This is a genomic window from Streptomyces sp. NPDC045956, from assembly GCF_056430705.1.
This window is the reverse complement of sequence record NZ_JBWKKZ010000008.1, coordinates 401,618-427,431: the sequence shown is the minus strand read 5'-3', so window position 1 is coordinate 427,431 and position 25,814 is coordinate 401,618. Positions and strand designations below refer to the sequence as shown.

18 protein-coding genes are annotated in these 25,814 nt (G+C 74.0%); 5 read left to right on the top strand and 13 right to left on the bottom strand.

Annotated elements, in window-relative coordinates; all coding sequences use genetic code 11:
• Positions 1 to 467 precede the first annotated feature (467 nt).
• On the top strand, positions 468 to 917 hold the full coding sequence (locus tag AC07FV_RS23405) for a PTS sugar transporter subunit IIA (RefSeq protein WP_479089243.1): 450 nt from the start codon (positions 468 to 470) through the stop codon (positions 915 to 917).
• 76 nt (positions 918 to 993) lie between these two features.
• Positions 994 to 2,664: a phosphoenolpyruvate--protein phosphotransferase gene (ptsP, locus tag AC07FV_RS23400; protein WP_479089242.1), complete on the top strand. Its 1,671-nt coding sequence runs from the start codon at positions 994 to 996 to the stop codon at positions 2,662 to 2,664.
• Between the two features lie 70 nt (positions 2,665 to 2,734).
• On the opposite strand, the gene AC07FV_RS23395 is transcribed toward ptsP, so the two are convergent.
• Both AC07FV_RS23395 and AC07FV_RS23390 read right to left on the bottom strand, forming a co-directional pair.
• Positions 2,735 to 3,625 carry a hypothetical protein gene (locus AC07FV_RS23395; protein WP_479089241.1) on the bottom strand — a complete coding sequence of 297 codons (891 nt, stop codon included), beginning with the start codon at positions 3,623 to 3,625 and terminating at the stop codon, positions 2,735 to 2,737.
• Positions 3,626 to 3,756: 131 nt separating this feature from the next.
• Positions 3,757 to 5,733 carry an acetoacetate--CoA ligase gene (locus AC07FV_RS23390; RefSeq protein WP_479089240.1) on the bottom strand — a complete coding sequence of 659 codons (1,977 nt, stop codon included), beginning with the start codon at positions 5,731 to 5,733 and terminating at the stop codon, positions 3,757 to 3,759.
• A gap of 214 nt (positions 5,734 to 5,947) precedes the next feature.
• Between AC07FV_RS23390 and AC07FV_RS23385 the strand changes: the two genes are divergently transcribed.
• On the top strand, positions 5,948 to 8,335 hold the full coding sequence (locus AC07FV_RS23385) for a glycoside hydrolase family 31 protein (protein ID WP_479089239.1): 2,388 nt from the start codon (positions 5,948 to 5,950) through the stop codon (positions 8,333 to 8,335).
• Here the strand turns inward: AC07FV_RS23385 and AC07FV_RS23380 are convergent.
• Together AC07FV_RS23380 and AC07FV_RS23375 are read right to left on the bottom strand one after the other, a co-directional pair.
• Positions 8,326 to 8,856, bottom strand: coding sequence for an NUDIX domain-containing protein (locus tag AC07FV_RS23380; RefSeq protein WP_479089238.1), 531 nt, complete (start codon positions 8,854 to 8,856; stop codon positions 8,326 to 8,328). The two genes, AC07FV_RS23385 and AC07FV_RS23380, sit on opposite strands and share 10 nt — an antisense overlap.
• A gap of 47 nt (positions 8,857 to 8,903) precedes the next feature.
• Complete coding sequence (locus AC07FV_RS23375) at positions 8,904 to 9,713, bottom strand: M15 family metallopeptidase (protein WP_479089237.1); 810 nt, start codon at positions 9,711 to 9,713, stop codon at positions 8,904 to 8,906.
• A 149-nt stretch (positions 9,714 to 9,862) separates the two neighbouring features.
• Here AC07FV_RS23375 and AC07FV_RS23370 point away from each other — a divergent pair, with 149 nt between their 5' ends.
• Positions 9,863 to 11,488 (top strand): EAL domain-containing protein, encoded by a 1,626-nt coding sequence (locus AC07FV_RS23370; protein ID WP_479089236.1) that lies wholly within the window; start codon positions 9,863 to 9,865, stop codon positions 11,486 to 11,488.
• 176 nt (positions 11,489 to 11,664) lie between these two features.
• On the opposite strand, the gene AC07FV_RS23365 is transcribed toward AC07FV_RS23370, so the two are convergent.
• From AC07FV_RS23365 to AC07FV_RS23350, 4 genes are all read right to left on the bottom strand, one after another.
• Positions 11,665 to 12,270 (bottom strand): GTP-binding protein, encoded by a 606-nt coding sequence (locus tag AC07FV_RS23365; protein WP_479089235.1) that lies wholly within the window; start codon positions 12,268 to 12,270, stop codon positions 11,665 to 11,667.
• A 154-nt stretch (positions 12,271 to 12,424) separates the two neighbouring features.
• Positions 12,425 to 12,820 carry a DUF742 domain-containing protein gene (locus AC07FV_RS23360; RefSeq protein WP_479089234.1) on the bottom strand — a complete coding sequence of 132 codons (396 nt, stop codon included), beginning with the start codon at positions 12,818 to 12,820 and terminating at the stop codon, positions 12,425 to 12,427.
• Between the two features lie 10 nt (positions 12,821 to 12,830).
• On the bottom strand, positions 12,831 to 13,265 hold the full coding sequence (locus tag AC07FV_RS23355) for a roadblock/LC7 domain-containing protein (RefSeq protein WP_479089233.1): 435 nt from the start codon (positions 13,263 to 13,265) through the stop codon (positions 12,831 to 12,833).
• Positions 13,262 to 16,216 carry a sensor histidine kinase gene (locus AC07FV_RS23350; RefSeq protein ID WP_479089232.1) on the bottom strand — a complete coding sequence of 985 codons (2,955 nt, stop codon included), beginning with the start codon at positions 16,214 to 16,216 and terminating at the stop codon, positions 13,262 to 13,264. Before AC07FV_RS23350 ends, AC07FV_RS23355 begins: the two co-directional genes overlap by 4 nt.
• Positions 16,217 to 16,636: 420 nt before the next feature.
• On the opposite strand from AC07FV_RS23350, the gene AC07FV_RS23345 reads away from it, so the two are divergent.
• Positions 16,637 to 17,236, top strand: coding sequence for a hypothetical protein (locus tag AC07FV_RS23345; RefSeq protein WP_479089231.1), 600 nt, complete (start codon positions 16,637 to 16,639; stop codon positions 17,234 to 17,236).
• A gap of 116 nt (positions 17,237 to 17,352) precedes the next feature.
• Here the strand turns inward: AC07FV_RS23345 and AC07FV_RS23340 are convergent, their stop codons facing one another.
• The 5 genes from AC07FV_RS23340 to AC07FV_RS23320 form a co-directional block, all read right to left on the bottom strand.
• Complete coding sequence (locus AC07FV_RS23340; RefSeq protein WP_479089230.1) at positions 17,353 to 22,014, bottom strand: hypothetical protein; 4,662 nt, start codon at positions 22,012 to 22,014, stop codon at positions 17,353 to 17,355.
• A gap of 59 nt (positions 22,015 to 22,073) precedes the next feature.
• Complete coding sequence (locus AC07FV_RS23335; protein ID WP_366768066.1) at positions 22,074 to 22,952, bottom strand: hypothetical protein; 879 nt, start codon at positions 22,950 to 22,952, stop codon at positions 22,074 to 22,076.
• On the bottom strand, positions 22,949 to 23,272 hold the full coding sequence (locus AC07FV_RS23330; RefSeq protein ID WP_479089229.1) for a hypothetical protein: 324 nt from the start codon (positions 23,270 to 23,272) through the stop codon (positions 22,949 to 22,951). The genes AC07FV_RS23335 and AC07FV_RS23330 overlap by 4 nt, the downstream gene beginning before the upstream one ends.
• Positions 23,269 to 24,795: a hypothetical protein gene (locus AC07FV_RS23325; RefSeq protein ID WP_479089228.1), complete on the bottom strand. Its 1,527-nt coding sequence runs from the start codon at positions 24,793 to 24,795 to the stop codon at positions 23,269 to 23,271. Before AC07FV_RS23325 ends, AC07FV_RS23330 begins: the two co-directional genes overlap by 4 nt.
• 206 nt (positions 24,796 to 25,001) lie before the next feature.
• Complete coding sequence (locus tag AC07FV_RS23320; protein WP_383649389.1) at positions 25,002 to 25,697, bottom strand: GntR family transcriptional regulator; 696 nt, start codon at positions 25,695 to 25,697, stop codon at positions 25,002 to 25,004.
• Between the last annotated feature and the right edge of the window lie 117 nt (positions 25,698 to 25,814).

Sequence of the window (25,814 nt, the reverse complement as noted above, 5' to 3'; positions counted from 1 at the left end):
CAACCTCATCGGAGATCCGATCAGGTCGGGGTATCAACATATCTGGCGTTGACTTTTGGCACGCTGTTGAGTTCTCAAGGAACGGACGCTTCCTTCGTACTCACCCGAAATGCTTCGTTCGGGTTTTCCTCCGGGCGCTTCCCTTTCGGTGTTCCCAACTCTACCAGCGTTTCCCGGTGCTTCTGACCACCGTCCTGCGAGCATGCAGAAGGCGATCCAGCGATAGGATCTGAAGAGTTGGGTACTGCCGGGGCGAGGACGCGCTTGCATCGCTCAACCTCAAGCAGGAGTAACGACTGTACACGGAGTCGCGGAACGGGTGCAAATCCGTGGGGACTGTGGTCTAGACCTCTAATCGGAACACTCATGCGGAACCGGTACTTCCTATGACATACCCTGCTGCACAGTGCGCCGTCCGGGACAGGTAGTGACGGCCCGTATACATCTCCGCCCCTGGGAGGCTTCCCATGACCACCGTCTCGTCCCCGCTCGCAGGACGTGCCATCGGACTGGCCGCAGTGCCGGACCCCGTCTTCTCCGGGGCCATGGTCGGCCCGGGTACCGCCATCGACCCCGTTCGGGAGCCCTCCGAGGCCGTCGCTCCCGTTGACGGGGTCATCGTCTCTCTGCACCCGCACGCCTTCGTAGTCGTCGACGACAGCGGACACGGTGTGCTCACCCACCTCGGCATCGACACGGTGCAGCTCAACGGCGAGGGTTTCGAGCTGCTGGTGAACAAGGGCGACACGGTCGTGCGCGGTCAGAGCGTGGTGCGCTGGGACCCGGCCGCCGTCGAGGCCGCGGGCAAGTCCCCGATCTGTCCGATCGTGGCCCTGGAGGCGACGGCCGAGGCTCTCACCGAGCTGCGTGAGGACGGGGAAGTGAAGGCCGGCGAGAGCCTCTTCCTCTGGAAGTGACGGCAGCGCCGTCGCAGACGGCCGCTGGGACAACCACCGCGGCGGCGGGACCCGCCGCACTATCGGGACGGGTGAGATGGAGACAACGCTGCGAGGCGTCGGCGTGAGCCACGGGGTGGCGATCGGCGAGGTTCGGCACATGGGAACGGCGGTGCTCGAACCGCCGGCCAAGCAGATTCCGGCCGAGGACGCGGAGCGCGAGCAGGGGCGCGCCCGCAAGGCGGTGGAGGCTGTGGCGGCCGACCTGATGGCGCGCGGCAACCTGGCGGGGGGCGAGGCCCAGGCGGTGCTCGAGGCCCAGGCCATGATGGCGCAGGACCCCGAGCTGATGGCCGACGTCGAGCGGCGGATCGCCGTCGGCAGCACGGCCGAGCGTGCCGTGTACGACGCCTTCGCCGCCTACCGCGCCCTGCTGGCCGGTGCCGGTGAGTACCTGGCCGGGCGGGTGGCCGATCTCGACGACGTGCGGAATCGTATCGTCGCCCGTCTGCTCGGGGTGCCGATGCCCGGTGTCCCCGACAGCGACGAGCCGTACGTCCTCATCGCGCGGGACCTGGCACCCGCGGACACGGCGCTGCTGGACCCCACTCTCGTCCTCGGCTTCGTCACCGAGGAGGGCGGGCCGACCAGCCACAGCGCGATCCTCGCTCGAGCGCTCGGTGTGCCGGCCGTGGTGGCCCTCCCCGGTGCCGGGGAGCTTCCCGAGGGCACGGTCGTCGCCGTGGACGGGAGCACCGGCGAGATCTTCGTGAACCCGAGCGAGGAGAACAGGGCGAGGCTGACGGCGGAGGCCGCCGAGCGCAAGGCCGCCCTGGCCGCGTCGACCGGGCCGGGGGCGACCTCGGACGGCCACAAGGTGCCGCTGCTCGCGAACATCGGCGGCCCCGCGGACGTGCCCGCGGCGGTCGAGGCGGGGGCCGAGGGTGTCGGCCTCTTCCGTACCGAGTTCCTCTTCCTCGACGACAGCAAGAACGCGCCGTCGGAGGAGAAGCAGGTCACCGCCTACCGGCAGGTGCTGGAGGCGTTCCCCGAGGGCCGGGTCGTGGTGCGGGTGCTGGACGCCGGGGCGGACAAGCCGCTGGACTTCCTGACCCCGGGCGACGAGCCGAACCCCGCGTTGGGCGTGCGCGGGTTGCGGACGCTGCTCGACCACCCGGACGTGCTGCGCACGCAGCTGACCGCGCTGGCGAAGGCGGCCGAGGGCCTGCCCGTGTACCTCGAGGTCATGGCCCCGATGGTGGCGGACCGTGCCGACGCCAAGGCGTTCGCGGACGCGTGCCGCGAGGCAGGGCTGCGGGCCAAGTTCGGCGCCATGGTGGAGATCCCGTCGGCCGCTCTGCGGGCACGCTCGGTGCTCCAGGAGGTCGAGTTCCTGTCGCTGGGCACGAACGACCTCGCTCAGTACACCTTCGCCGCCGACCGGCAGGTGGGCGCGGTGTCCCGGTTGCAGGACCCCTGGCAGCCGGCGCTGCTCGACCTGGTCGCGCTGTCCGCCGAGGCGGCGAAGGCCGAGGGCAAGAGCTGCGGTGTCTGCGGTGAGGCGGCGTCCGATCCGCTGCTGGCGTGTGTGCTGACCGGCCTGGGCGTCACCTCCCTCTCGATGGGCGCCGCGTCGCTTCCGTACGTGCGGGCGACGCTGGCGAAGTTCACGCTGGCGCAGTGCGAGCGTGCCGCGGCCGCCGCCCGGGCGGCGGACAGTGCCGAGGAGGCGCGCGGCGCCGCTCAGGCGGTGCTGTCCGGCGAGTAGCAGCCGGACGAGCCGCCGTCGTGGCCGGAGTGCGGGGCGTTCCACCTTCAGGTGGGGCGCCCCGCTGCCGTCAGTGGTGGTGTCCCGGTGGCAGGTCGTCGTCTCCGAGGTCGGGCGGCGCGCAGTAGTCGACGTTGGACTCCGGGGAGATGAGGTCGCCCGATTCGACGTCGGTGCAGTAGGCGTCGAAGACCTCGCCCGCGGTGAGCGGTTCGAGTCCGTATCCGCGCAGGCGCCAGCCGTGGATGCGGTCGGGTTTGCCGGCGGTGCTGACGCGCATGACCAGGCCGCCGGGGCTGTGCGTGGCGAGGCCCAGGGCGAGGACGCCGGTGAATTCGAGGGCCTCGGCCTCGTCGACGTGCGGAGTGCCGTCGAGGTCCTCGTCGGCGTGGAGGACCGAGGTCAGTGTCTCCGGGGCGCCGGAGACGCTGCAGACGAGATGCCGGTCGCCCGGTGGGGCCGTCTCGAGGACGCGGCGCAGGAGGCGTGAGGCCCGGGCGAAGGCGGCGCGGCCGAGGTATTCGCCGCAGGTGGCGCAGCTGCCGAGGCGGGCGAGGAGGGTGGACGCGTACTCCCAGGTGGCCTGGCGGACGGCTGCCTCGACGAGGGCCGGGAGGAGGTCCGCGAGGGGCTGGCCCTCGTACGCGACGGTGGGGCCGTCGGCGGCCAGCTCGGCGGTGAAGCGGGTGCGGCTGGCGGGTGCGTCGGGGTCCAGGTCGGACACCGCGCAGAAGTCGGCGTACTCCTCCGGGTCGAAGAGGGCGACCGTGGTGTGGGTGCCCTGTGCGGCGCGTGCCCTGAGCAGGGCTTCCACCTGCCGCAGGTAGGTCGGGTGGTCGTCGAAGGTGAAGCTGCGGTAGCGCCGCATGGCGCGGAAGTCGTGCTCGTCGGCGAGCAGGCCGATGGTGCCGGCGATCTCCCGCCGCAGGACGCGTCGTGTGGTCTGGTCGGTGTGCGCCATTTTCTCCCCCTGTGCGCAGCGATCAATGCTCACTCACAGTAATCGGAGGCACTGACAGTGACGTCGGGGCGGAGCGGTGAGCCGGCCGCCGTTCGGGGCGACCGGCTTGTCCGTGACGTGGTTTGGCCTGGTCAGGGGCGTTTGCGGGCGAGGTCCTCGTAGAAGTGGAGCAGGTCGAGGTTGTCGATCGAGCCGGGGTTGACGGCCTTGTCGAGCGGGGTGCCCTGGAGGAGGCGCTTGACGGGGACCTCGATGCGTTTGCCGGTCAGGGTGTGCGGGACGCCGGGCACCTCGATGACCTCGTCGGGCACGTGGCGCGGGGAGAGCTGTTCGCGGATGGTCCGCTTGATGCGGTCGAGCAGGGCCTCGTCGAGGACGGCGCCGGGGGCGAGGTGGACGAAGAGCGGCATCCAGTAGCCGCCGTCGGGCTGCTCGACGCCGATGACGAGGGATTCCCTGATCTCGGGCAGGCGCTCGACGGCCTCGTAGATGTCGGCCGAGCCCATGCGGACGCCCTGCCGGTTGAGGGTGGAGTCGGAGCGGCCGTGGATGACGACGGACCCGCGGCCGGTGAGGGTGATCCAGTCGCCGTGCCGCCAGACGCCGGGGTAGGTGTCGAAGTAGCTGTCGTGGTAGCGGCTGCCGTCGGGGTCGTTCCAGAAGCGGATCGGCATCGAGGGCATGGGGTTGGTGACGACGAGCTCGCCGACCTCGTCGGTCAGGGGGTTGCCGTCCGGGTCCCAGGACTGCAGGTCGGTGCCGAGGCCGGGGGCCTGGAGCTCGCCGATGTGCACCGGGAGGGTGGGGACGGCGCCCGCGAAGCAGGAGCACACGTCGGTGCCGCCGCTGACGGAGGCGATCCACAGGTCCGCCCCGCTCTCGGCGAACTCGTCGTGCAGCCAGCGGAAGCCGTCGGGCGGGAGCGGGGAGCCGGTGGTGGCGACGCACTGGATGCGGGAGAGGTCGTGGTCGCGGGCAGGGTGGACGCCGGCCTTGCGGCAGGCCATGACGTAGGCGGCGGAGGTGCCGAAGAGCGTGGCCCCGGTGCGTTCGGCGATGCGCCACTGGGCTCCCGTGTCGGGGTGGCCGGGGCTGCCGTCGTAGAGGACGATCGTGGTGCCGGTGAGCAGGCCGGAGACGAGGAAGTTCCACATCATCCAGCCGGTCGACGTGTACCAGAAGAACCGGTCCTCGGGGCCGAGGTCGCAGTGCAGGCCGAGCTGCTTGAGGTGCTCGACGAGGATGCCGCCCTGCGACTGGACGATGGCCTTGGGCAGACCGGTGGTGCCGGAGGAGTAGAGCACCCACAGGGGGTGGTCGAAGGGCACCTGCTCAAAGACGGGTTCCGTGTCCGCGGCCGTCAGGGTCTCCCAGTCGAGAGCGCCTTCCGGGGCCTTGCTGCCGAGGAGCGGGATGTGGACGACGGCGCGCAGGGTGGGCAGCTCGCGGCGGAGTTCGGCCACGGTGTCGCGGCGGTCGTGTTCCTTGCCGCCGTAGCGGTAGCCGTCCACGGTGAACAGGACGACGGGTTCGACCTGCTGGAAGCGGTCGAGGACGCTGCGGGCGCCGAAGTCGGGGGCGCAGGAGGTCCAGACTCCCCCGACCGCGGCGGTGGCGAGGAGGGCGACGACGGCCTGCGGGATGTTCGGGAGATAGCCGCTGACGCGGTCGCCCGGGCGTACGCCGAGGGTGCGCAGTTCGGCGGCGAGGGAGCCGACCTGGCGGCGCAGCTCGGTCCAGGAGACGGGACTGGGTTCCTGGGTCTCGTCGACGTGGAGGAGTGCCGGTTCGTCCGCTCGGGTGGCGGCCGCGCGCAGGGCGTGCTCGGCGTAGTTGAGCGTGGCGCCGGGGAACCACCGGGCGCCGGGCATGGAGCGGTCGTCCAGCACGCGCGCGTAGGGGCTCGTGAAGCGGACGTCGAACCACTCCGTGACGGCTTTCCAGAAGGTGTCCAGTTCCTCGACGGACCAGCGGTGCAGGGCGGTGTAGCCGCCTTCCGCGGGCCCGCCGTGGTGTTCGGCGGCCCAGGTCTGGAAGCGGGTGATCCGTGCCTGGGCGATGCGCTGGGGATCTGGCTGCCAGAGCGGCTGCGGGTTCACGGTCGACATGGGGCGGCTCCCGGACTCTGCGCGTCGTGTGCGTCCTTCCGCGCACGGGCTGGGGTGTGCGCGTGACGCGGCTGACACGGACGATGCCATGTGATCGACTTCCACACCAGGGCGTGCCCCACATAGTCGGCGTCATGAAGATGTGGTGCGGTCACGGGTGAACGGCAGTTGAACGACACCCGCGCGGGCGCTGATCGGTGGCAGGGTGAGCAGCATGGACGGTCGTGACCTGGTGCGTTCGATGAAAGCGGTCGGTTCTGCGGGGGCGGCGCAGGGGTTGCGTACCGTTCGGGCGGCCTGGCGCAGACGTCGTGCCGACGCGGTGGGGCTGCCGCCCCGGGGTGCGGAGCGTGCGCGGGTGCCCGGGCCGGTGCGCGAGGTGGAGCCGGGTCCCGGCGGCGGAGTCCTCTGGTTCGGTCGCTCGGAGCTGCAGGTCCGCGTCGCGGTGAACGGTGCCGTGTTCTGGGGCTGGGACGGCGCCGGGCCGGAGCCGTCGTACGCGTTGACGGGTCACTGTCCGGAGCCGGATCCGCGGGCGGTGCTGGAGCCGGACAAGGACGGCGGCTGGCGGGTGGTGGCCGAGCGGGCGACGGTGGTCGTGTCCCGGCACGGCGCGGTCGAGGTCCGTACGCCCGGAGGGGTCGTGCTCCGCCGTGAGCTGCCGCCTCGCTGGTGGGAGCCGGCCGGGGGCGGTCCGGCGCGTTGGGCGCAGCGGTCGGAGGTGGCGGCGGACGCCCGGTTCTTCGGGCTCGGCGGCCGGGCTGTGGGGCCGCGGCTGCGGGAGGGCACGTACCGGCTGTGGAACACCGCTCCCGGCCGGCCTCTCGCACCGTGCGACGGCCCGTCGTCCCTCACGATGCCGGTGCAGTTGGTGGTGGCCGACGCGGGCACGCATCTGGTGTTCCACGACAGTTCGTGGGACGGCACCGTGACGCTGCGGGAGGGGCAGGAGGGGGCCGGGTCGGGGCACGACCGGCCCGGGCGGAGCGTGCTGCGCATGGACGGGGGGCCGCTGCGGTGCTGGGTGGTGGTGGGGACCCCCGCGCGCGTGCTGCTGGCCTGGGCCTCGCTGACCGGGGCGCCGGCGCTGCCGCCGGCGTGGGCGCTCGGTCACCATCACGCGCGGTCGGGTGCCGGTGACGAGCAGGAGGTACGGCGTGCCGTCATCGATCACCAGGAGCGTGATCTGCCGCTCGACGCGGTGCATCTGGGCATCGGTCACCTCGCTGCCCACGAGCCGTTCACCGTGGACGAGGAGCGGTACCCGAAACTGCCCGTTCTCGCCGAGGAACTGCGCCGGGACGGCGTCCGGCTGGTGTCGGCCGTCGTTCCCTCGGTGCCGGTCGCGCCCGGCGGCGCGGTGTACGAGAGGGGGACGGCCGCGGACTTCTTCGTGCGGAGCGCCGCGGGGCCGGTGACACGGGGTGTGGCGCGCGAGGGTGACGTGGTCTTTCCGGACTTCACGCACGCGGGTGCGCGTGCCTGGTGGGGCGGACTCCACGAGGAGCGGCTCGGGCAGGGGTTCGGAGGGTTCTGGCACGACCTCGACGAGCCCACCTCGTCGGCCGATTGCGGCGGGTCGGCGCTGCCGCTTTCGGCGCTGCACGCGCTGGAGGGCCGGGGCGGCGACCACCGCGAGGGTCACAACGTGTACGCGCTGTGCATGGCTCGGGCCGCCTTCGAGGGGGTGCGGGCCCTGGCCCCCGAGGAGCGTCCGTTCGTCTTCTCGCGCTCCGGGTGGGCGGGCATGCAGCGTTACGGCGGAGCGTGGTCGGGGGCGGTGGCCACGGGGTGGCCGGGGTTGCGCGCCTCGCTGTCGCTGGTGATGGGGCTCGGGCTGTGCGGGGTGCCGTACGCGGGGACGGACGTGGGCGGGGTGGGCGGGAGGCCGTCGCCGGAGTTGTATCTGCGGTGGCTCCAGTTGGCGGCGTACCTGCCGCTGTTCCGGACCTACGGAGGGTCGCGGGCGGGGGGCGGGCAGGTGTGGGAGTTCGGTCCCGAGGTGCTGGAGCACGCGCGCGTGGCGCTCGTCGAGCGGCGGCGGCTGCTGCCGTACTTCGTGACCCTGGCGCATCTGGCCCGTCGGACGGGTGCGCCGTACGTACGACCGCTGTGGTGGTCGTCGCCGGAGGAGCGGGCGCTGCGGGACTGCGAGGACGCCTTCCTGCTGGGCGACTGTCTGCTGGTGGCCCCGGTGCTGGAGCCGGGGGCGGACCGGCGGGCGGTGCGGTTGCCGCGGGGGCGGTGGTACGACGTGGCGACGGAGCGGGCGTACGAGGGGCCCGGGCAGGTTGTCCTGGAGGCTCCGCCGGAGCGGATTCCGGTGCTGGCGCGCGCGGGAGCGGTGATTCCGGTGCGCGGTGAGGACGGCGGGCCGGCGTTGGAGGTGTGGGCGCCCGAGCGGGGGCGGACCGGAGGCGGGCTGGTGGTGCCGGACGCGGGCGACGGCTGGGTGGAACCGGAGATCGAGCGGTACGTCTCGCGTGGGGACGGGCCGCGGGTGGTCGTGGAGCGGGAGACGGGGGGCGGCGTGGCCGAGCCGTCCTGCCCGGTGCGGGTCCGCGGGCTCGCGCAGGGCGCGCCGGGCGCGGTTCAGGCGTAGCGGCCCTCGAACCAGGCCCGGACGGCGCGGGTGTGGAGGGGGAAGGCGAGGTCCTCCGCCCTGCGCAGCAGGTGCCATCCCTCGGTCTCGTTCGTGGCGGTGGACGTCGGGAGCCCGTGGGCGGGGCGCTCGGGGAGGAGTCCGAAGAGCAGCAGGTGGCCGTCGGGTGAGCTCATGGCGTCGGCGAGCCGTACCCCGCGGCTCGACGCGTCGATGCCCGTCTCCTCCTTGAGTTCGCGGACCACGGCCCGCCGCCAGTCCTCCCGGTCGTCGACGAAGCCGCCGGGCAGTGCGATGCCGCCCCGCGCGGGGGTGACGGTGCGGGTGATGACGACCAGGGCGGTGCCCTGGGTGTCGTACACGGGCTGGAGGGCGACCGCCACCGGCAGCGGGTTGCGGTAGGCCGTGGTGCCGCAGGCCGGGCAGGTGCGGGGCCAGCCGGAGACGCCGTCTCCGTAGCGTGTCCCGCAGCTCGAACAGTGCGAGCCGGGTGCGGGGGCGGGGACTCGGGTCTCGGACACGCGGCGGACTGTAGCCGATCGCCGCGGGGGCGTCTCCGGCGGGCGGCTCAGTGCCTGCCGGTGAGCGACCCGGCGGAGACCGGGAAGTCGAAGTAGGTGTCCGGGTAGGGCTCGGGCTTGTACGTGAAGTGCCACCACTCCTCGGGGAGGTTCACCAGGCCGGCGTCCTCCAGGGTGTTCTTGAGCAGCAGCCGGTTGGCGCGCTGGGCGCCCTGGACGCGGGGGTCGAGGGTGTGCGAGCGGGTGTCGAAGCAGTCGTAGCCGGTGCCCATGTCGACGGAGTTGTCGGGGAAGCGCTCGTCCCGGGGCGCGTAGCAGGGCACCAGGGGCTGTCCGGGGCGGTACGGCCGGGTCGGCCGCGCGGGGAGCTCGACGAGCGTGAGGTCCACGGTCGAGCCGCGGCTGTGCCCGGATTTCTCCGCGATGTAGCCGTCCGCGAACAGGCGGGTCTTGTCGACGTCCGGGTAGAACTCGGCCTTCATGTCCTGGTCGTCGAGGTCCTCGGCCCAGCGGACGAAGTGGTCGACGGCGCGCTGCGGCCGGTAGCAGTCGTACACCTTGAGGGAGTAGCCCTGGCGCAGCAGCCGGGTCTGGGCGCGGTGGAGGGCCTCGGCGGCGGGGCGGGTGAGGATGCACAGGGGTTGCCGGTAGCCGTCGACGCGCTCCCCGACGAAGTTGTGCCGGGTGGTGTAGCGCATCTCCTGGATGATCGTCGGATCGACGCTCCGGAGGGCCACGAAGTCCCGCGGGGCGCGCGGTTCGGGCTCGGCCCGGGCGGCGGCGGGGACGGCGGTCACGGTGAGCAGGGCGGCGAGGGTGGTGACGAGACCGCGGAGCGCGGCGGACAGTCGTGTCATGTTCCCTGCATCTATCAGGCGCGGCCGGGAGGAGGGAAGGCGTCAGGAGGGCCCCTCGCTCCGTACGCGCTGCGTGAGCGGGGCGGAACGCTGCGTGAACGTCTCGTGAACTGGGTCCGGGCGGCCGTCCGCGGCGCGATTCTGCTCCCGTGCGCTCCTGGACGGACACTCTCCGCTTCGCTTTCCAACCGGTGGTCAACCTGTTGACCGGCGGGGTGATGGCTCTGGAGATACTCGCCCGCCCGGAGACCGGCGACATCCTGGCCGAGGCGCGTCGCGACCCCGAACTCGACGGCCGGCTGGCGGTGTCGGCGTTCCGCGCGGCGGCGCGCAGGGAGACGCTGCTGCCGCTGCACGTCAACGTGTTCGCGGGCACGCTGGCGGACCTCGGTGGCCTCCGGTCCCTGCACGACGCCGTGCGTGAGGCGGGGCGGCTGCCCTGGGAGGTGACGCTGGACGTGTGTCCGCCGTACGCGCACGTGCCGCGGCGGGCGCTGCTGGAGGCGGTGGGCGTGCTGCGGGGCCAGGGTTTCCGGATCTGCGCGGACGGCGTCGGGGACGGGGACGCGCCGCTGCGGCTGCTCACGGATCTGGCGCCGGAGCTGGTCAAGCTCGACGCGTCGCTGCTCGCGCGGCCGGCGGCCGTGCGGGCGATGCGGGTGCTGTGCGACGAGTCGGGGGCCCTGCTGTCCGTCGAGGGGGTGGAGACGGAGCTGCAGTGTGCCGCCGCGCGGGCGGCCGGCGCGCAGTGGGCGCAGGGGGAGTTGTTCGCGCCGCCGACGCGGCTGCCCGCGGCAGACGTGTACGTTCCGCCCGGCTCGGACGCCGCCCTGCCGGCGTCGCGCTCGGGGCCGCCGGTACGGCAGTTCGTGCGGCCCGCCGCGCTGCTGCCGTCGACCGCGTCGGCGGGGCAGGTGCGGGCGCTGCTGACGGGGTCGCCCGACGTCTCCGGAGTCCTGCTCGTGGACCGGGACGGGGTTCCGGTGCGGTCGCTCCACCGCTCCCGCTTCCTGCTGTCGATGTCGGGGCGCTACGGGCACGCCCTGTACGCCGACCGGCCCGCCGCCAAGCTCGGCGACCCGCCGCGGACGGTGGGCGTCGAGGCGACGGCGTGGGAGGTGCTGGACGTGGTGGCGGTCGGGGGCCGGGACCGTACGTCGGACGACGTGGCGGTGGTCGACGCCTACGGGCGCTGCGTGGGCGTCGTACGGCTGGCGGATCTCGTACGGGCGCTGGCCGAGAGCCGGGTGGAGGAGGCCGCGCGGCTCAACCCGCTGACCCGGCTGCCCGGTTCGGAGACGATCACCGCGGAGGTGGACCGGTGGGTCGCGCAGGGGCGGGCGTTCGCGCTGAGCTGGCTCGACGTGGACGACTTCAAGCGGGTGAACGACGGGGCCGGGTTCGCGGCGGGCGACGACCTGATCCGGGCGGTCGGGCGGGCGCTGCTCCAGGCGGCCACGGGGTCCGCGTGCGTGGGGCACATCGGCGGGGACGACTTCCTGGTCCTCACCGACCCGGAAGGGCTCGACCCGCTCGCCTCCGCCGTGCTGGACGTGCCGTGGTCGGCCGGTGGGCGGTGCGTGACGCTGTCCCTGGCGACGGTCCTGTGCGCGCCGGGCGGTGTGCCGGGGCACCGGCAGGCCGCCGCGTGCCTGGCGCCGCTGAAGGAGGCGGCGAAGGCCCTGCGCGGGGCGAGTTGGGTGCTGGGCCGGGCGGGGGTGCCGGGGTACGAGGTCCGGCGCGGCTCGGACCGGGCGGCGGCGTCCGCCGGGTGAGCCCCGGGCGGTCGCGGCGGCGGCGGCCGTACGGGACCGGGAGTACCGCGACCGGCGCAAGGGCGGTGGAGAAGAGCCTCGGCCGGGCGGAGGACGGCGACGGCGACGGTCGGGCGCCGCCGTCCGGTGGGCTCGGGGCACGCGCGCGGGGATGTCGTTCCGCGGCCCCGAGCCGGTCAGGTCACGACGGCGGAGCGGCGGTCCGCGGCCTGGGCCATGGCGTGCTGGACCACACCGACGAGGACCTCCTTGACCGACTCCCGGTCACGGGCGTCGCACAGCACCAGGGGCACGTCGGTGTCGAGGTCGAGCGCCTGACGGACGGTGTCGGCCGGGTAGCGGGCCGAGCCCTCGAAGCAGTTGACGCCGACGAGGAAGGGGATGGAGCGCCGCTCGAAGTAGTCGACGGCGGCGAAGCAGTCCTCCAGGCGGCGGGTGTCGGCCAGTACGACGGCGCCGAGCGCGCCCTCGGACAGTTCGTCCCACATGAACCAGAACCGTTCCTGGCCCGGCGTGCCGAAGAGGTACAGCACCAGGTCCTCGCGGAGCGTGATCCGTCCGAAGTCCATGGCCACCGTGGTGGTGTGCTTGCCCTCGACACCGCTGACGTCGTCGACGGGACGCCCCGCCTCGGTGAGGAGTTCCTCGGTGCGCAGCGGCCTGATCTCGCTGACCGCGCCCACGAGGGTGGTCTTGCCGACGCCGAAGCCGCCGGCGACCAGGATCTTGAGCGTGACGGGCTCGACCGGCGGCTTGCCGCGTTGAGAACGCCCGAAGATCATCGATCTCTTCTCCTTAACGTGCCACGTGCCGTGCCGCTCACCGGGCGGCTTGTCGTACGCCCGCGGGTGCGCCACGGGGCGTGTCCTGGGGTGGGGCCCGGGGTGGTCCCCGGCGTGGGCCCTGGGGTGGGTCCCGTCCTGCCCGGGGGCGGGTTCACAGTGCCCTCAATCCGCTGATCACGTCGCGCAGGATGTTCTCGTCCGGCAGTTCGGCCGGGGGCACGGGCCGGTTGACGTGGACGAGTTCCACGTCCACGAGGTCGCCGACCAGGACCCGTACGACCCCGACGGGCAGGTCCAGTTCGGCGGCGAGTTCGGCGACCGACTGCGGGGCGTCCCGGCAGAGGCCGACGATGTCCACGTGCTCGGGGGCGAGCGTGACGTCCGCCTCCGGATCGTCCGCGTGGGGCTCCGCGACGACCACCGCGATCAGGTCGAGACGGTGCTGGGCCGTGCTGGACGTGCGGCCACGCGTCATGGCGTACGGACGGACGACGGGGCCGGCCTCGTCGTCGAACCAGTGGTTTCTTCCCTGACCGTCTGCGCTCATGTCATCCCACTTACCCGTCCGAGGGCAGATCGGTGCGCGGAGCGGTGCCCAGGTGCACGCCGACCCGCTTGACGAGGAGCGTCATCTCGTAGGCGACCTGGCCGACGTCCGAGTCGGCGTCCGAGAGCACGGCCAGGCAGCTGCCGTCGCCGGCCGCGGTGACGAACAGGAAGGCGTCGTCGAGTTCGACGACCGTCTGCCGGACGCTGCCCGCCTCGAAGTGGCGGCCCACGCCCTTGGCGAGGCTGTGGAAACCGGACGCCACGGCGGCCAGGTGCTCGCTGTCCTCCCTGGTCAGGTCCTTGGACGCCCCGGTCGCCAGGCCGTCGCCGGACAGGACGACGGCTTTGCGGATGCTCGCGACCCGGTCCACCAGGTCGTCGAGGAGCCAGTTCAGCTCTCCGGAGCTCGTCGCCGTTCGGTCGGTCGCCTTCGGTGCGGTCATCGACCGTCCCCCTTGTTCGTTCCTCGTGGTGCGTGCGGTGCTGCGCCGCCGGGGACGTCGTCACCCGTGGCGTTCTCCTCGCGGCCGCGCTGCCAGCCACGCTGGAGCGAGGCCATGCGGCTGCGTACCTCCTCGGCGTCCCGGTCGGCGGGGTCGGGCCGGTTCTCCGCGGGGCGCCCGGCGCTCTGCCTGAGCTGAGGGGCCAGGTTGGCCTGCCGTACGCGCCGCGGCAGCGCGCCGGAGTCGGGGGCGGCCGGGAGGCCGGGCGTGGGATCGGCGCGCCGCGCGGGGTCCTCCGTGGCGTCCGGTGACGCGTACGCGCGCGTGGGGGACGCGCCGCGTCGGCGGGCCGGGAGCGACGGCAACCCGTCGGGCTGCGTACGGTCGGCGTCACGGTTGCCGGTGCGCTCGTTCCCGGGTCCGTCGGTGCGGCCGTCGGCACGCTCGTTGCCGGTCGCGTCGGCGCGTCCGTCGGAGCCGACCTCGGAGCGGCTGCCGGTACGGTCCTCGACGCGGTTGCCGGTCCGGCGGCGGGTCGGCAGGGCGGGCGGCTCGTCCGGGCGTTCCTGCGGTGCCCCGGGCGCCCCGGCCCGGTCGGCGCCTGCCGGACGCTCCTCGTCCGCGCCGTCCCGGGAGGCCCGCTCGGGCACCGGACGACCGTGCGAACTGACCAGCTTGGGAGTCCGGCGGCGGGGCAGCGCGATCGGCGCGTCCGCCTCGGCCGGGCCCTGGGGCGGCTCACCGCCGTGGCCGGGTTCGCGGCGGCGCCGTCCGGCCGGACGGCCCACCGGGTCGTCGTCCGAGGCGGCGAGGGAGCGCCGGGGGCGGAACAGGCCGCCCTGCTCGCCGTCCTGGTCCCCGAGCACGTCCGGCAGGCCGTCGAGGGCGTCCAGGTCGACGGGCGCCTCCAGTTCGACGGGCCCGTCCAGCAGCGGGGCGGGCCGGCCGGGCAGCCGCGCGGGCACGTGGGAGAGCGCCGTACGGCGGCCCTCCTCCCGCTCCTTCCGCCTGCCGTGCTGGGGGCGGTCGAGACGGAAGCCGACCCCGTTGGTGTCCGGGGCGTCGTCGGTGAGCAGCGCGTCGGGGACGAAGACGACCGCGGTGGTGCCGCCGTACGGGGACGGCTGGAGGGACACCCGGACGTTCTGCCGCTGGGCGAGCCGGCTGACGACGAACAGTCCGAGCCGGTCGGTGTCGGAAAGCTCGAACTCCGGTGTCTCGGCGAGGCGCAGGTTGGCGTCGAGGAGGGCGTCGGCGGCCATGCCGAGGCCGCGGTCGTGGATCTCCAGGGTGAAGCCGTTGGCGACCCGGTCCCCCAGGACCTGCACGGCGGTGTGCGGGGGCGAGAACACCGTGGCGTTCTCCAGCAGTTCCGCCACGAGGTGGGTGAGGTCGGCGACGGCCGGCCCGGTGACCGCGATGCGGGGCAGCCTGCGGACCTCGATGCGTTCGTAGTCCTCGACCTCGGCGACGGCGGCGCGGACCACGTCCATCAGCTGGACGGGTTTGCGCCACTGCCTCGACGGGGCCGCGCCGGACAGGATGACCAGGCCCTCGGCGTGCCGTCGCATGCGGGTGGTCAGGTGGTCGAGGCGGAAGAGGTCGGCGAGTTCCTCGGTGTCCTCGGTGCGGCGCTCCATGGTGTCGAGCAGGGTCAGCTGCTTGTGGAGCAGCACCTGGCTGCGGCGGGCGAGGTTGACGAACACCTCGGAGACGCCGGCCTGGAGCGACGCCTGTTTGACGGCGGCCTCCACGGCGGCGCGCTGCAGGGTGTTGAGGGCCTGGCCGACCTCGCCGATCTCGTTCTTGTCGTACTCCAGGCGCGGCACCTCGGTCTCCACGTCCACCTGCTCGCCCGCCGCGAGGCGGCGCATCACGCTGGGCAGCCGTACACCGGACGCCTCGTGGGCCTCCAGGCGGAGCTGCTTGAGGTCGCGGATGAGGGAGCGTCCGACGCGCACGGACAGGAAGAGCGAGAACAGCAGCGCCGTCAGGCCGAGGGCTCCGGCGACGACCACCTTGGTGATGACGCCCATCGCCACCGGGTCGACCCGGTCCTGGTAGCGGTCGGCGGCGTTGTCGTCGAGGGCGCCGAGTTCGTCGAGCACGCTGCCCGCGGCGGTGTCCCAGCTCTTGGCGGTGACGCCGCGCGGCGAGCCGCCCTCGGACGAGACGGCCGCCTCCTCCGCGACCCGCAGGGGGGCCGAGGAGGCGTTCTTCCAGAAGCGCTGGTAGCGCCCGCGTTCCGCGGCGGGCAGCAGCGGGAGGTTGATGTCGTACATCACGGTGCGCTGGGCCACGAGGTCGGAGACGTCCCGTACCTCGCTCCGGGTGAGCCGGCCGGTGACCAGCGCGGAGCCGAGGAGGGCGTCCTCGCGGGAGAGCAGTTCGCGGGCGCGGGAGACGTTGACGAGTGCGCGGTACTGCTTGTCGAGGCCCACGTCGTCGACGACGTGGAGGTTGGCGAGCAGTTCGTGGCAGGGGTCGACCAGGCGGTTGTAGAGGCCGAGCGCCTGCGCGCGGTCGACGGTGCCGTCCTCGACGCTGCGGCGCAGCGAGCCGAGGCCGTCGAAGGCGTCCAGCACGGCGGTGATCCGCTCCTCCTCGGCCTGGCCCAGTGCTTCGCGCACGTCGGTGTCGGCGGCGTTGCGGCGGATCTCGGCGACGGCCTCGTCGGTGGCGGTGCGGCTGCGCTGCAAGGCCGCGAGGCTGTCGGAGGCGCGCGGGTCGGCGAGGTGGACGAGGGTCTGGCGGCGTTCCTGCTGCAACACGCGGACGGTGTCCTCGACCGGGTAGCCGATCTCCTCGACGACGGTCGAGACGCTGAACAGCCGACTCGCCTCGCGGCCGGTGAGCACCGTGGCGAAGGCCCAGATCACGGTCAGGGACACCAACGGCACGAGAAGCAGCGCCACGATCTTCCGGCGGATCGACTTCCCGCGAAAGCGCATGGCCTCCCCCAGCTCGACCCCCGTAGACCGGGGGTGCACATGTACGTCAACAAACGGCGCGAGCCTACTACTGACGCACAGGTAACTCGAAGGCCCGTCCGGAGGCCGAACCTCCGCCCAGGGCGCCGACGATGGTCAGTTGTCCGGTCATTGCGGGAGATTGCCTCCCCGATTCGGGGGTGGGTGCGCGGGAGAGGGCTTCGGGTGGCACGGGCGAAGTGGCCGAAAGTTTTCGATTGCACGGGATGCCGGGAATCTTGTGCGGCCCTCGCTCGTCTTTCACTACGGGAAATGGAGGCGGGATCGGCCACGGGAGCCGCGTTCCGCCCCCGGGCGGCGTAAAGCAGCGCAAGCCGGGCAGCCAGAGGGGAGCCGTGTCTTCGGACACGGACGAGCTGTCTCCTGGCGGTGGGGAGTGACATGTTGATGGGCACGGCGGAGCGGCACAGGGCGCCCGAGGACGGCGGTGCGGACGAGAGAGCGGCGGGTTCGCCCCCCGAAGCACCGGAGCGCGACGTCCGGGCAGCCGGGCGGGACGCGCGGGCACCGGAGCGCGACGTCCGGGCAGCCGGGCGGGACGCGCGGGTACCGGAGCGCGCCGAGCAGCCGCGGACGGAACGCGAGGCGGTCTACCGGCCGTTGTGGACGGAGGAGCCCGCGCGGCGGCGCCGACTGCCGGATCCGGTCCGTACGGCGGCCGTTCGCGCGGTCATCGTGGTCGCCGTGACGCTGATCCTCGCGATGGTGGCCTTCCTCTGCACGCTCGCGGGGTCGTGGCTGGCGTTCCCGATGGTGATCGGCAGCGTGGCGGGCACGGTGGTGGCGACCTGGGGCGTGCTGGACGTCTGGGTGACCCGGCAGGTCTGGAACCAGCGGCACGGCGTGGTCTCGGCACCGAGCAGCACCGCGCGGGCCATGCGCCGCGAGCGTCGCCGGGCGAGGCGGCAGGGCCGGTCCGCGGAGCGGGCCCGGGGGCGAATAGGCCGACGGGGCGGCGCGGGGCAGTTGTCGCACCCCTGAGGGCCCGGTCCGCGGAGCGGGCGGCGGACGGCGAGCGGCGCCACCGAGTGACCGCGCCGTCCGCCGTCCGCGCGCACTCCGCGGTGCGCGCGTCACCCAGGTGAGCCCGCGGGCGACTACGCGGGTGACTGCGCGGGCCGCTTGTACATCCGCGTCGCCGTGATCTCGCTGTGCACCGACTCCCCCTCGCCTTCGGCTGCCGGGGTGGGCTGGGGCAGACCCGGCCTCAGGTGCTCCTCCACGCTGATGTACTTGAGGCCGGCCCTGAGGTCGGCGTCGTTGCGCAGCCGGATGACCAGGGGGAACTCGGCGAGCGCCGTCGTGTCGAAGAGACCCGTCGTGTACAGGAGCTGGACGCCGAGCGCGTCGGACACGGCCCGCTGGAGCTCCAGCAGGTAGGTGGCGTTGGCGCGCCCGATGGGGTTGTCGAGGAACAGGGTGCCGGCGTGGCGGTGCCGGTCGCGGCCCCGGTCGTTGCTGCGCAGTGCGGCCATCGTGCAGTACAGGGCGATGGCCGCGGTGAGCAGCTGGCCGCCCGAGAAGACGTCGCCCATCTGACCGACGGGGACGCGCTCGGCGCGCAGCACGGCGTCGGGCTTGAGGATCTCGACGGCGACGCCCTTGGGCTGGAGGGCGGCGGCGACGCCGCGCAGCAGCAGGGACATGCCGTCGCGGCGCAGGTCGGAGTTCTTCTTCACGGCGGCGCGGGTGGCCTCGTCCACGACCTCGCCGAGCCGCTCCGTGAGGGTGGCCTGGTCGGGTTCCTCGAAGCGGATGCGCAGGAACTCCTGCCCGGACCACTCCCCGAGGCCCTCGGGCAGCCGGGAGAGCCGCTGGGCGGAGCGGAGGGTGGCGAGGGCCGACTCGACGAGGCCCCGCAGCCGGTCCACGATCGAGTCGCGGTTGCGCTCCAGCTGGGCCAGCTCGTCGGTCAGCACCCGCAGCCGCGGCGCGAAGGCGTCCGCCCACTTGGCGGCGTGCTCGGGGAGCGCGGAGGCGGGCAGCTCCCGGATCTGCTGGCGGGCGGGGGTGCGTACCTGCTCGTAGCGGGTGGAGTTGGCGTGCCGGACGAGGATGTCGCTCGCCTCGCGCACGGCGGCCTCGGCGGCGGACAGCTCGGCGGCGCAGCCGCGCAGTGAGCGGCGGGCCTCGGCGGCGGACTGCCGGGCCTCCTCCAGACCGCCCGGGTAGGGCTCGGTCTCCTCCTGCTCCTCCTCGGGCGGGTGCTCGCGCAGCAGGTCGCGGAGCAGGGCGGCGGTCTCGTCGAAGCCGCCCGCCGCGTCCTCGGCGGCGCGGTGCGCGTCGAGGAGTTCGGCGTGGGCCTCGCGGGCCTGCGTCAGGGCCTGCGCGCGGGAGGCGAGTTCGGACGTCGCCGTGCGCAGCAGGGCCTGGGCGTGCTCGGCGTCGCGCGGGACGAGTTCCTCGGGGAGGCCGGTGTGGGCGTCGCCGTCGTCGGGCGCGTGCCGCTCGGCCTCGCCGCGCAGGCGGCCCAGTTGTTCGCTGGCGCTCGACATCCTGGTCTCCAGGAGCTGGACCAGTTCCTCCGCGCGGGCGGCGGCGGCCTGCCGGGACGGCCCGTCGGATCCGTCGGGCGACTCCAGCAACTGCCCGGCCCGGGTGCGGACCTTGTTGCTGAGCCGGTCCAGCTCCGCGCGCGCCGTGCTCTCGTCGCTCTCCGAGCGGGCCTGCTCGGCGCGCAGGTCGGCGCCCACGCCGACCTGTTCGTAGAGCTGGGAGGCGGCGCGATAGGCCTCGCGCAGCGCGGGCAGGGAGGCGTTCGGCGCCGCCGAGCCGCTCCCGGGCGTGTCCTGAGCGACGTCGTCGGGGGCGCCGGCGATCTCGGAGCGCTCGGCGCGCAGCGCGCGGGCCGTGCGGCGCGCGTCGTCGGCAGCGCGCTGGGCGGCGCGACGGTCCTCGTCGGCGGCGCGGGCCCGTTCCACGCAGGCCTGCGCGCGGGCCTCGGCCTCGGCGCCCTCGTCGGCCAGTTCACGGAGCCTGGCCTGCCAGCCGGCGCGCTCGCGCAGCCGGAAGGCCAGCCCCGCGAGCGCGTCGGCGACGCGACGGGCCCGCTGGGCGGACTCCTGCCGCTCGTCCCGCACCCGCACGGCCTCGGCGGCGCTCTCCTCGGCCTCGGCGCGTACGGTGCGCGCCTCGGTCAGCTCGGCCTCGCACTCCTCGGCGAAGGCGCGCGCCTCCTCGGCGGTCCGCGCCAGCTCGGCGAGGCGTCCGGTCGGGCAGCCGGTGCGCCAGGAGGCGAGTCGGGCCGCCAGCTCCCGGTCCTTGCCGAGCCGGGCGGCCAGGGCCCGGATCTCCTCGTCCCGTTCCGTCGCACGCGCGCGCAGCGTCTGCCGCTCCTCGTCGGCGGCGTGCTCGTCGTGCATGGCGGGGTTGGGCGGTACGAGGAAGACCCCGGTGTCGGTGTCCGGCGCCGGGGTCGGCGCGAGCAGGGCGGCGGCCGTGCCGACGGCGACGGCGGAGCGCGGCAGCAGCGCCGCGTCGCCGAGGACGTCGCGGGCGCGGGTGTGCGAGTCGGGGTCGGTGATGATCACGCCGTCGACCAGCTCGGGCCGGGCGGCCAGCACGCGCGCGTGGTCGGCGGGGTCGACGGCCTGGGCGAGGTAGCGCCAGCCGGGCAGGGCGGGGATGCCGTGTTCGCCGAGGAACTCGACGGTGGCCAGGACGTCCGGGCCGGGGGGCAGCAGTCCGCCGTCGCCGAGGGCGCCGAGGATGCGGGAGTCGTCGGCGGCGGCGGTGCGCAGCTCGAACAGGTGGCGTTCGGCGGAGGAGACGGTGTCGTCGAGCAGTTCGCGCAGTTCGTCGGCGAAACGGTCGACCTCCTCCGGGGTGAGCGCCCCTTCCTCCGCCGCCCCGGGCGCGGTGGCACGGTCCCGGTCGGTCTCCTGGCGGGGCTGCGGGATGCCCGGGCGGGTCCCGGAGGCCAGGCCGAGCAGCTCGGCGAGGCGTTCTTCGGCCGCCAGGGCCTCGGCCGCGCGGCGCTCCGCCTCGTGGGCGCGCTCGGCCGCGGTGGCCGCGTCGGCGGCGCGGGCCGCCGTCAGTTCGGCGCGGCTCTCCGCGGCGGCCGCCTCACGCGCGTGCTCCAGAGCGCGGCGCGCCGCCTCACGGGCCGTGTCCCAGGCCGCCACGGTGGTCTTCTCGGCGTCGCTGGCGGCGAGTGCGGCGCGGGCGGGGTCGGCGTCGGGGGCGCTGTCGTCGAGCCAGCCCGCGCGGACGGCCTCGGCGGTCTCCTGCTCGACCTCGGTGAGGCGCTGGCGCAGATGTCCGGCCTCGCTGCGGGCGCGCTGCGCCTCGGTGGCGGCGGCGGTGGAGTCACGGTGGGCGGTGTCGCTGACGTCCTGGAGGACGGCGGACCGCTCCTCCTCCTCGTTGGCGTGGTGCTCGGCCTTCCCGGCCGCCGCCTGGAGGGCGCGGACCAGGTCGACGGCCGCCTCGGCGCGGGCGGCGAGCGCGGGGGCCGCGTCCCGCTCGGCCTCCTGGATGGCGGCGGACACGCGGGCGACGCGGTCGGCGGCGGCGCGGTGGCGCAGCACGGCTTCGGCGGCCTGCCAGGCGGCGTGCAGGGTGCGCGCGTCGGCGAGTTCCCGCTTCTGCGCGGCGGCCGACTTCTCGGCCGCGGTCAGCGCCAGCGAGGCGTGCCGGTAGGCGAGTTCGGCGGCGATGAGGGCGCTGCGGTCGCGGGCCGACTCGGCGTGCGTGACGGCGTAGGCGGCGGCGGTGACCCGCTGGGCGAGGTCCCCGGCCCGGGCCCGTTCCCGGGCACCGCGGGAGGAGAGCCGGCGGGCCAGTCCCCTGGTGCGGCGTTCGGCGGCGTGGTGCACCTCCCGGGCGTGTGTGCGGGCGCCGGTGGCCTCGACGATCCGGCCCAGGAGGTCGACGGACCCGGCGGTGAAGTCGCGTTCGGCGATCAGCTCGGCGCGCCTGCCCAGCTTGTTGCCGAATCCGCTGACCAGGTCGGCGAGTCCGTCGGTGTCGCGGGTGTCGGTGACGGCGCGCAGCAGCAGGTCGGTGAAGTCGGAGTCCTTCTTGACCGCGAAGAGGCCGGCGGCCTCACCCTCGTCGGCGTTCATCTCGCGCTGGTAGCGGAAGAGTTCGGGGTCGAGGCCCAGGTCGCCGAGGTGCTCGATCCAGCGGTCGTGGATCTCCTCCCAGTGCACCTCCAGGTGCGGGTACGCCTTCCCGGCCTCGGTGATCGCGTCCCGGAAGCCCTTCATCGTGCGCCGTCGGCCCTGGGCGCCGGAGACGCCCTCGACGGGCGGGCGGACGGTGGTGGCCTCGGCGACGGGCAGGTTGTCCAGGGTCAGTCCGGGTCCGGGCCGGAAGGAGTACCAGGCCTCGGCGAACTTCCGCGGGTCGTTGGAGACCTGCCGCCCTCGCCACTCGCTGACCTTGCCGACGACGACGCACTCGCCGGTCTGCACGTGCTGCCACTCCAGGGCCACGTGTCCGCAGTCGTCCGCGAGCAGGAACTTGCGCAGGACGCCGGAGCTGGCGCCTCCCAGGGTGTTGCGGTGGCCCGGCAGCATCACGGAGAAGATGAGCTTGAGCAGGACGGACTTGCCGCCGCCGTTCTCCAGGAACAGCACGCCGGCGGGTGCGGGCCGGCGCGGCGGGCCGACGGGCTCCTCCTCGAAGAACTCCGCCTGCGTGGGCGCGGGGTCGGGCACGGGCTCGCCCACGCCGCGCAGGTCAAGCACGGTGTCGGCGTAGCGCGCACCGGCGGGTCCGATGGAGTAGAGGCGGACCCGGGACAGCTCGTACATGGCGGACTCTCGTAAGTCTTCGGAAGGCGGGGGGAGGTGCGGCGGCGAGGGGGACGGGGTCAGGTGGAGTGGAAGGGCAGCCCGGCGTCGGCCACCAGGTCCAGGTCCTCCGTCTCCTCGGCGGGCAGCAGCGTCGCGGTGCCGTCGGTCACCGGGACGACGCCCAGGTCCAGCAGTTCGGCCAGGGCGGCGCTGCCCGCCATGTCACGCACCTGGAGCTGGTAGCGGGCCGTGGTGCGGTACGTGCCGCCGCTGTCGTCGCCGGTGCGCTGGAGGAAGCCGGACTCGGTGAGGAAGGCGGCCGCCTTGCCGACGATGCCGGTGGTGGAGCCGGGGAGTCTGCGCGCGTCCTTGGTGGCGCCGGTGGAGCTGCGTCTGGCCCAGATCCGCCAGGCGGCTTCCAGGCCCGGGGCGTCGGTGGCCGGGTCGGTGTTCTCGCCCTGCTCCTCGGCGCGCTCCTCCAGCCGTCGGCAGGCCTGGCGGACGAAGGCGTCCACGCCGTTGACCGTCACCCGGCCGATGTAGCCGTCGTCGGCGAGGTCCTCGGGCCGCGGGTAGGCCATGGCGGCCACGGCGAGGTGGGCGAGGCCGTGCAGGAAGCGGTCACCGGAGTCGGTGGCGGCACGACGCGCGTAGTCGCCCATGCGGACGGCGAAGACCGAGTCCTCGGCGGCGGTCACGGCCATTCCGGCGCGCGGCGACACCTCCAGGACGATCAGTCCGAGTCCGGCGGCCACGGCGTCGGCGAGCCGGGCGAAGGGCGGGTCCTCGCGGTACCGGCGCAGCAGGTCGGCGTACTCCTGGTCGCGGGCGGGCAGCAGCTTGGGCTGGAGGCCGAAGGCGACGAGCCGCGCCGCGTCGGCGGCGTCGGCGGGCGTGACGGCCGCGGTCGGCGCGGCACCCGCCTCCGGTTCGCTCCGGTCGACGTGCTCGGTCACGGTCGGTACTCCTTGCTGTGCTGGTCCTGGTGCGGGTGGGGGCACTGGTGTGGGCGCTGGGACAGGCTCAGGTCGTGGTGCTGGCGCTGGGGCAGGCCCACGCCTTGGCGCTGGGGCAGGCCGCGGTGCTGGGGCTGGGGCTGGGGGAAGCCCACGCCCTGGCGCTGGGGCAGGCCCAGGTGCTGGCTCTGGGGCTGGCTCTGGGGCTGGGGCTGGGGGAAGCCCACGCCCTGGCGCTGGCGCCGGCGCTGGGACAGGCCCAGGTCCTGGCACCGGCCCGCTTGCCGGCGCCCGGGATCGGGGTCGCGGGGGCCGGTCATGCCGCCTCCGCGCGGTCCGCGGCCATGCCGGCGGCGTCCAGCAGCGCGGTGCCGACGATGAGGTCGGCGCCGCCGAACTCGGGGTCGTCCAGCTCGGTGCCGTCGTCCACGGCGAACAGCAGCTTCGGCTCGCCCTGCCGGTAGGCCGTGCCGACCGGCGGGCTGGCCGCGTGCACGGCCAGCAGCGCCACGAGGTACGGCAGCTCGGGGTCCTGGGCGCGGGCGTCGGCCAGCAGTCCGGAGAGCCGGCGCGGGGCGTCGTGCGGCAGGTCGAGCAGGGTCATGGCGGCGGCGAGCTGCGCCTCGCTGAAGCGGCTGTCGTCCGGCGTGGCGATCAGGTCCGGCTCCGGCATCTCGGCGCCGAGGTGCTCCCGTTCCACGGGCGGGGTCAGGAGTATGTCGACGAGGTCGCCGACCCGGACCGAGACGGGCGTGCGCAGGCCGGTACCCCGTGCGAAGAAGGCGTCGGTGGCGCGCAGCGCCTGCTCCAGGGGCAACGGCAGGACGGGGGCGACGAGATGGCCGTACAGGTCGAGGCCCGAGGTCGTCAGGGGGGTGGCGAAGGCCTGCCGGTCCTGTTCCGCGCGGAAGAGCGGGCCCGCCTCCAGGAGCCTGGACTGGAGCTGGGTGTGGCGGCGGATGCAGTCCTTGACGATGTCGACGAGCTCGGCGGCACGGCGTTTCTGCTCGGCGTCCTCGGACTCGTCGCGGGCCTTGCGGATGTTGGTGAGGATCGCGTTCTCGTGGCGGTACCGGTCGGCGACGTGGTCCAGGGCCTCGGCGATCATGTCGGGGACGGCGCTCAGCCAGTCGACCGCGCGGACGTTGCGCCGGGTGGCGTCCAGGGCCTTGCGGAGGGTCTCCGAGTACTGGACGGTGCGGTACCGGGCCTGCTCGGCGGCGAGCTGGGCGTCGGCGAGGCGCCCGCGGCTGATCAGCACCTCCAGCTTGACCTCGGCGGCGATCTGCGCGCTGGTCACGTCGGTGTCCAGGGCGCCGACGAGGACGTTGACCGCTTCGTCGGTGGTGCGCAGGTAGACGGTGCCGCCGGGGCCGGGGACCTCTTCGAGGAGCTTGAAGTCGTAGTCGCGGCGCACGTAGGTGCCGTCCGGTCCGAAGGTGCCGTACACCGCCCGGAAGCCGCGGTCGACGCTGCCCACGTTGATCAGGTTCTCCAGGACCCAGCGGGCCACCCGCTCGTGCTCGGCGGCGGGCCGCGCCGGGGCCTGGGCGGCGACGCGCGGGACCAGCCGGGCCACTATCTGGTCGTGGTCGGCGCCGGTGTCGAAGTCCATGGTGAGCGTGACGAGGTCGATGGCGGAGAGGGCCACCTCCGCCATGCCGTAGACCGAGTACTCACCGGCGAGGTTGGCCTTGCGTGCGTCCAGGTCGTGCAGCGGCGCCGTGCAGGCGAGCGCGCGCAGCCGCCGCGCCAGTCCCTCGTCGGCGGCCGGGCCCGGTGCGGGGCGCGGCCCCGCGCTGAGCTGGGGCGGAGCACTGTCCGTCGATGCAGGCGAAGTCACGGTGCACAGACTAGGTCCTCGGTCCGACAACGGCCCAAACGACGCAGATGGGCCCCGACGCGACGGCCCCTGGGAGCGCCCGCCCGGACCCGCTCAGAACCTCCCGCGCCCCGGCACGACCCACGGGTGCTCTCGCTCCCCCGCCGCACGGTCCCGGAACCCCGGCGCACGATGCCCCGGCGCACGACGTCCCGGCGCCCCGTGCCTCACCCGTCGTCGCCGACCCGGCGCAGGTACACCTCGACGACCCGTTCGAGGGAGTTGTCGAGGTAGACCGCGAGCAGCCGCTCCGCCGTCTCCCGTTCGCCGCTCTCCAGGGCCGCGAGGATCTCCGCGTTCCGCGCGATGTAGGGCTCGTGCAGGCGTCGCGGGTCGTCCACGACGTGGAAGGCGAGGCGCAGTTCGGCGAAGACGCTGCGCATCAGCTCGTCCGTGCGCTCGCTGCCGGCGAGGGCGACCAGTTCCCGGTGGAAGTGGATGTTGGCCGTACCCACCCCTTTCCAGTCACCTTCGCGGGCCGAGCGCCGCCCCTCCTCGACGGCCTCGGCGAGCCCGCCGAGGGCGTACGGAGGGTCTGCGAGGCCCCGGACGACGGCGCACTCGACGAGGGAGCGGGTGCGGTAGATGTCCTCGACGTCCTCGACGGTCAGGACCCGGACGAAGACGCCCCGGTTCAGCTCGTGGACGAGGAGGCGTTCATGGGTGAGCAGCCGGAACGACTCGCGCAGCGTGTTGCGGGAGACGCCGAGCGCGCCGCCGATGCTGTCCTCCGACAGCCGGGTCCCGGGTGGGAAGTACCCCTCGGCGATCCGGCTCCTGAGGATGTCCGAGACCCGCTCGGCGGTGCTGGTCCGCCCGAGGAGCGCACGGTCGTCGGCCAGTCCCGTCAACTGCTCTGCCATGCCCGGAATTCAACCGCAGATGTCAGAACGAAACAACAGGGGTATTGAGGGATCGTTGAACGATCCCCTACCGTGCCTCCAAGTGCCCACTCGACCAGCACCCTCCGTCCCCCCTCT

Excerpts from the sequence above, each read along its gene's own strand:
- AC07FV_RS23405 (WP_479089243.1), top strand. The coding sequence starts at position 468 with ATGACCACCGTCTCGTCCCCGCTCGCAGGACGTGCCATCGGACTGGCC.
- ptsP (WP_479089242.1), top strand. The coding sequence starts at position 994 with ATGGAGACAACGCTGCGAGGCGTCGGCGTGAGCCACGGGGTGGCGATC.
- AC07FV_RS23395 (WP_479089241.1), bottom strand. The coding sequence starts at position 3,625 with ATGGCGCACACCGACCAGACCACACGACGCGTCCTGCGGCGGGAGATC.
- AC07FV_RS23390 (WP_479089240.1), bottom strand. The coding sequence starts at position 5,733 with ATGTCGACCGTGAACCCGCAGCCGCTCTGGCAGCCAGATCCCCAGCGC.
- AC07FV_RS23385 (WP_479089239.1), top strand. The coding sequence starts at position 5,948 with ATGGACGGTCGTGACCTGGTGCGTTCGATGAAAGCGGTCGGTTCTGCG.
- AC07FV_RS23375 (WP_479089237.1), bottom strand. The coding sequence starts at position 9,713 with ATGACACGACTGTCCGCCGCGCTCCGCGGTCTCGTCACCACCCTCGCC.
- AC07FV_RS23365 (WP_479089235.1), bottom strand. The coding sequence starts at position 12,270 with ATGATCTTCGGGCGTTCTCAACGCGGCAAGCCGCCGGTCGAGCCCGTC.
- AC07FV_RS23360 (WP_479089234.1), bottom strand. The coding sequence starts at position 12,820 with ATGAGCGCAGACGGTCAGGGAAGAAACCACTGGTTCGACGACGAGGCC.
- AC07FV_RS23355 (WP_479089233.1), bottom strand. The coding sequence starts at position 13,265 with ATGACCGCACCGAAGGCGACCGACCGAACGGCGACGAGCTCCGGAGAG.
- AC07FV_RS23350 (WP_479089232.1), bottom strand. The coding sequence starts at position 16,216 with ATGCGCTTTCGCGGGAAGTCGATCCGCCGGAAGATCGTGGCGCTGCTT.
- AC07FV_RS23345 (WP_479089231.1), top strand. The coding sequence starts at position 16,637 with ATGTTGATGGGCACGGCGGAGCGGCACAGGGCGCCCGAGGACGGCGGT.
- AC07FV_RS23340 (WP_479089230.1), bottom strand. The coding sequence starts at position 22,014 with ATGTACGAGCTGTCCCGGGTCCGCCTCTACTCCATCGGACCCGCCGGT.
- AC07FV_RS23330 (WP_479089229.1), bottom strand. The coding sequence starts at position 23,272 with ATGACCGGCCCCCGCGACCCCGATCCCGGGCGCCGGCAAGCGGGCCGG.
- AC07FV_RS23320 (WP_383649389.1), bottom strand. The coding sequence starts at position 25,697 with ATGGCAGAGCAGTTGACGGGACTGGCCGACGACCGTGCGCTCCTCGGG.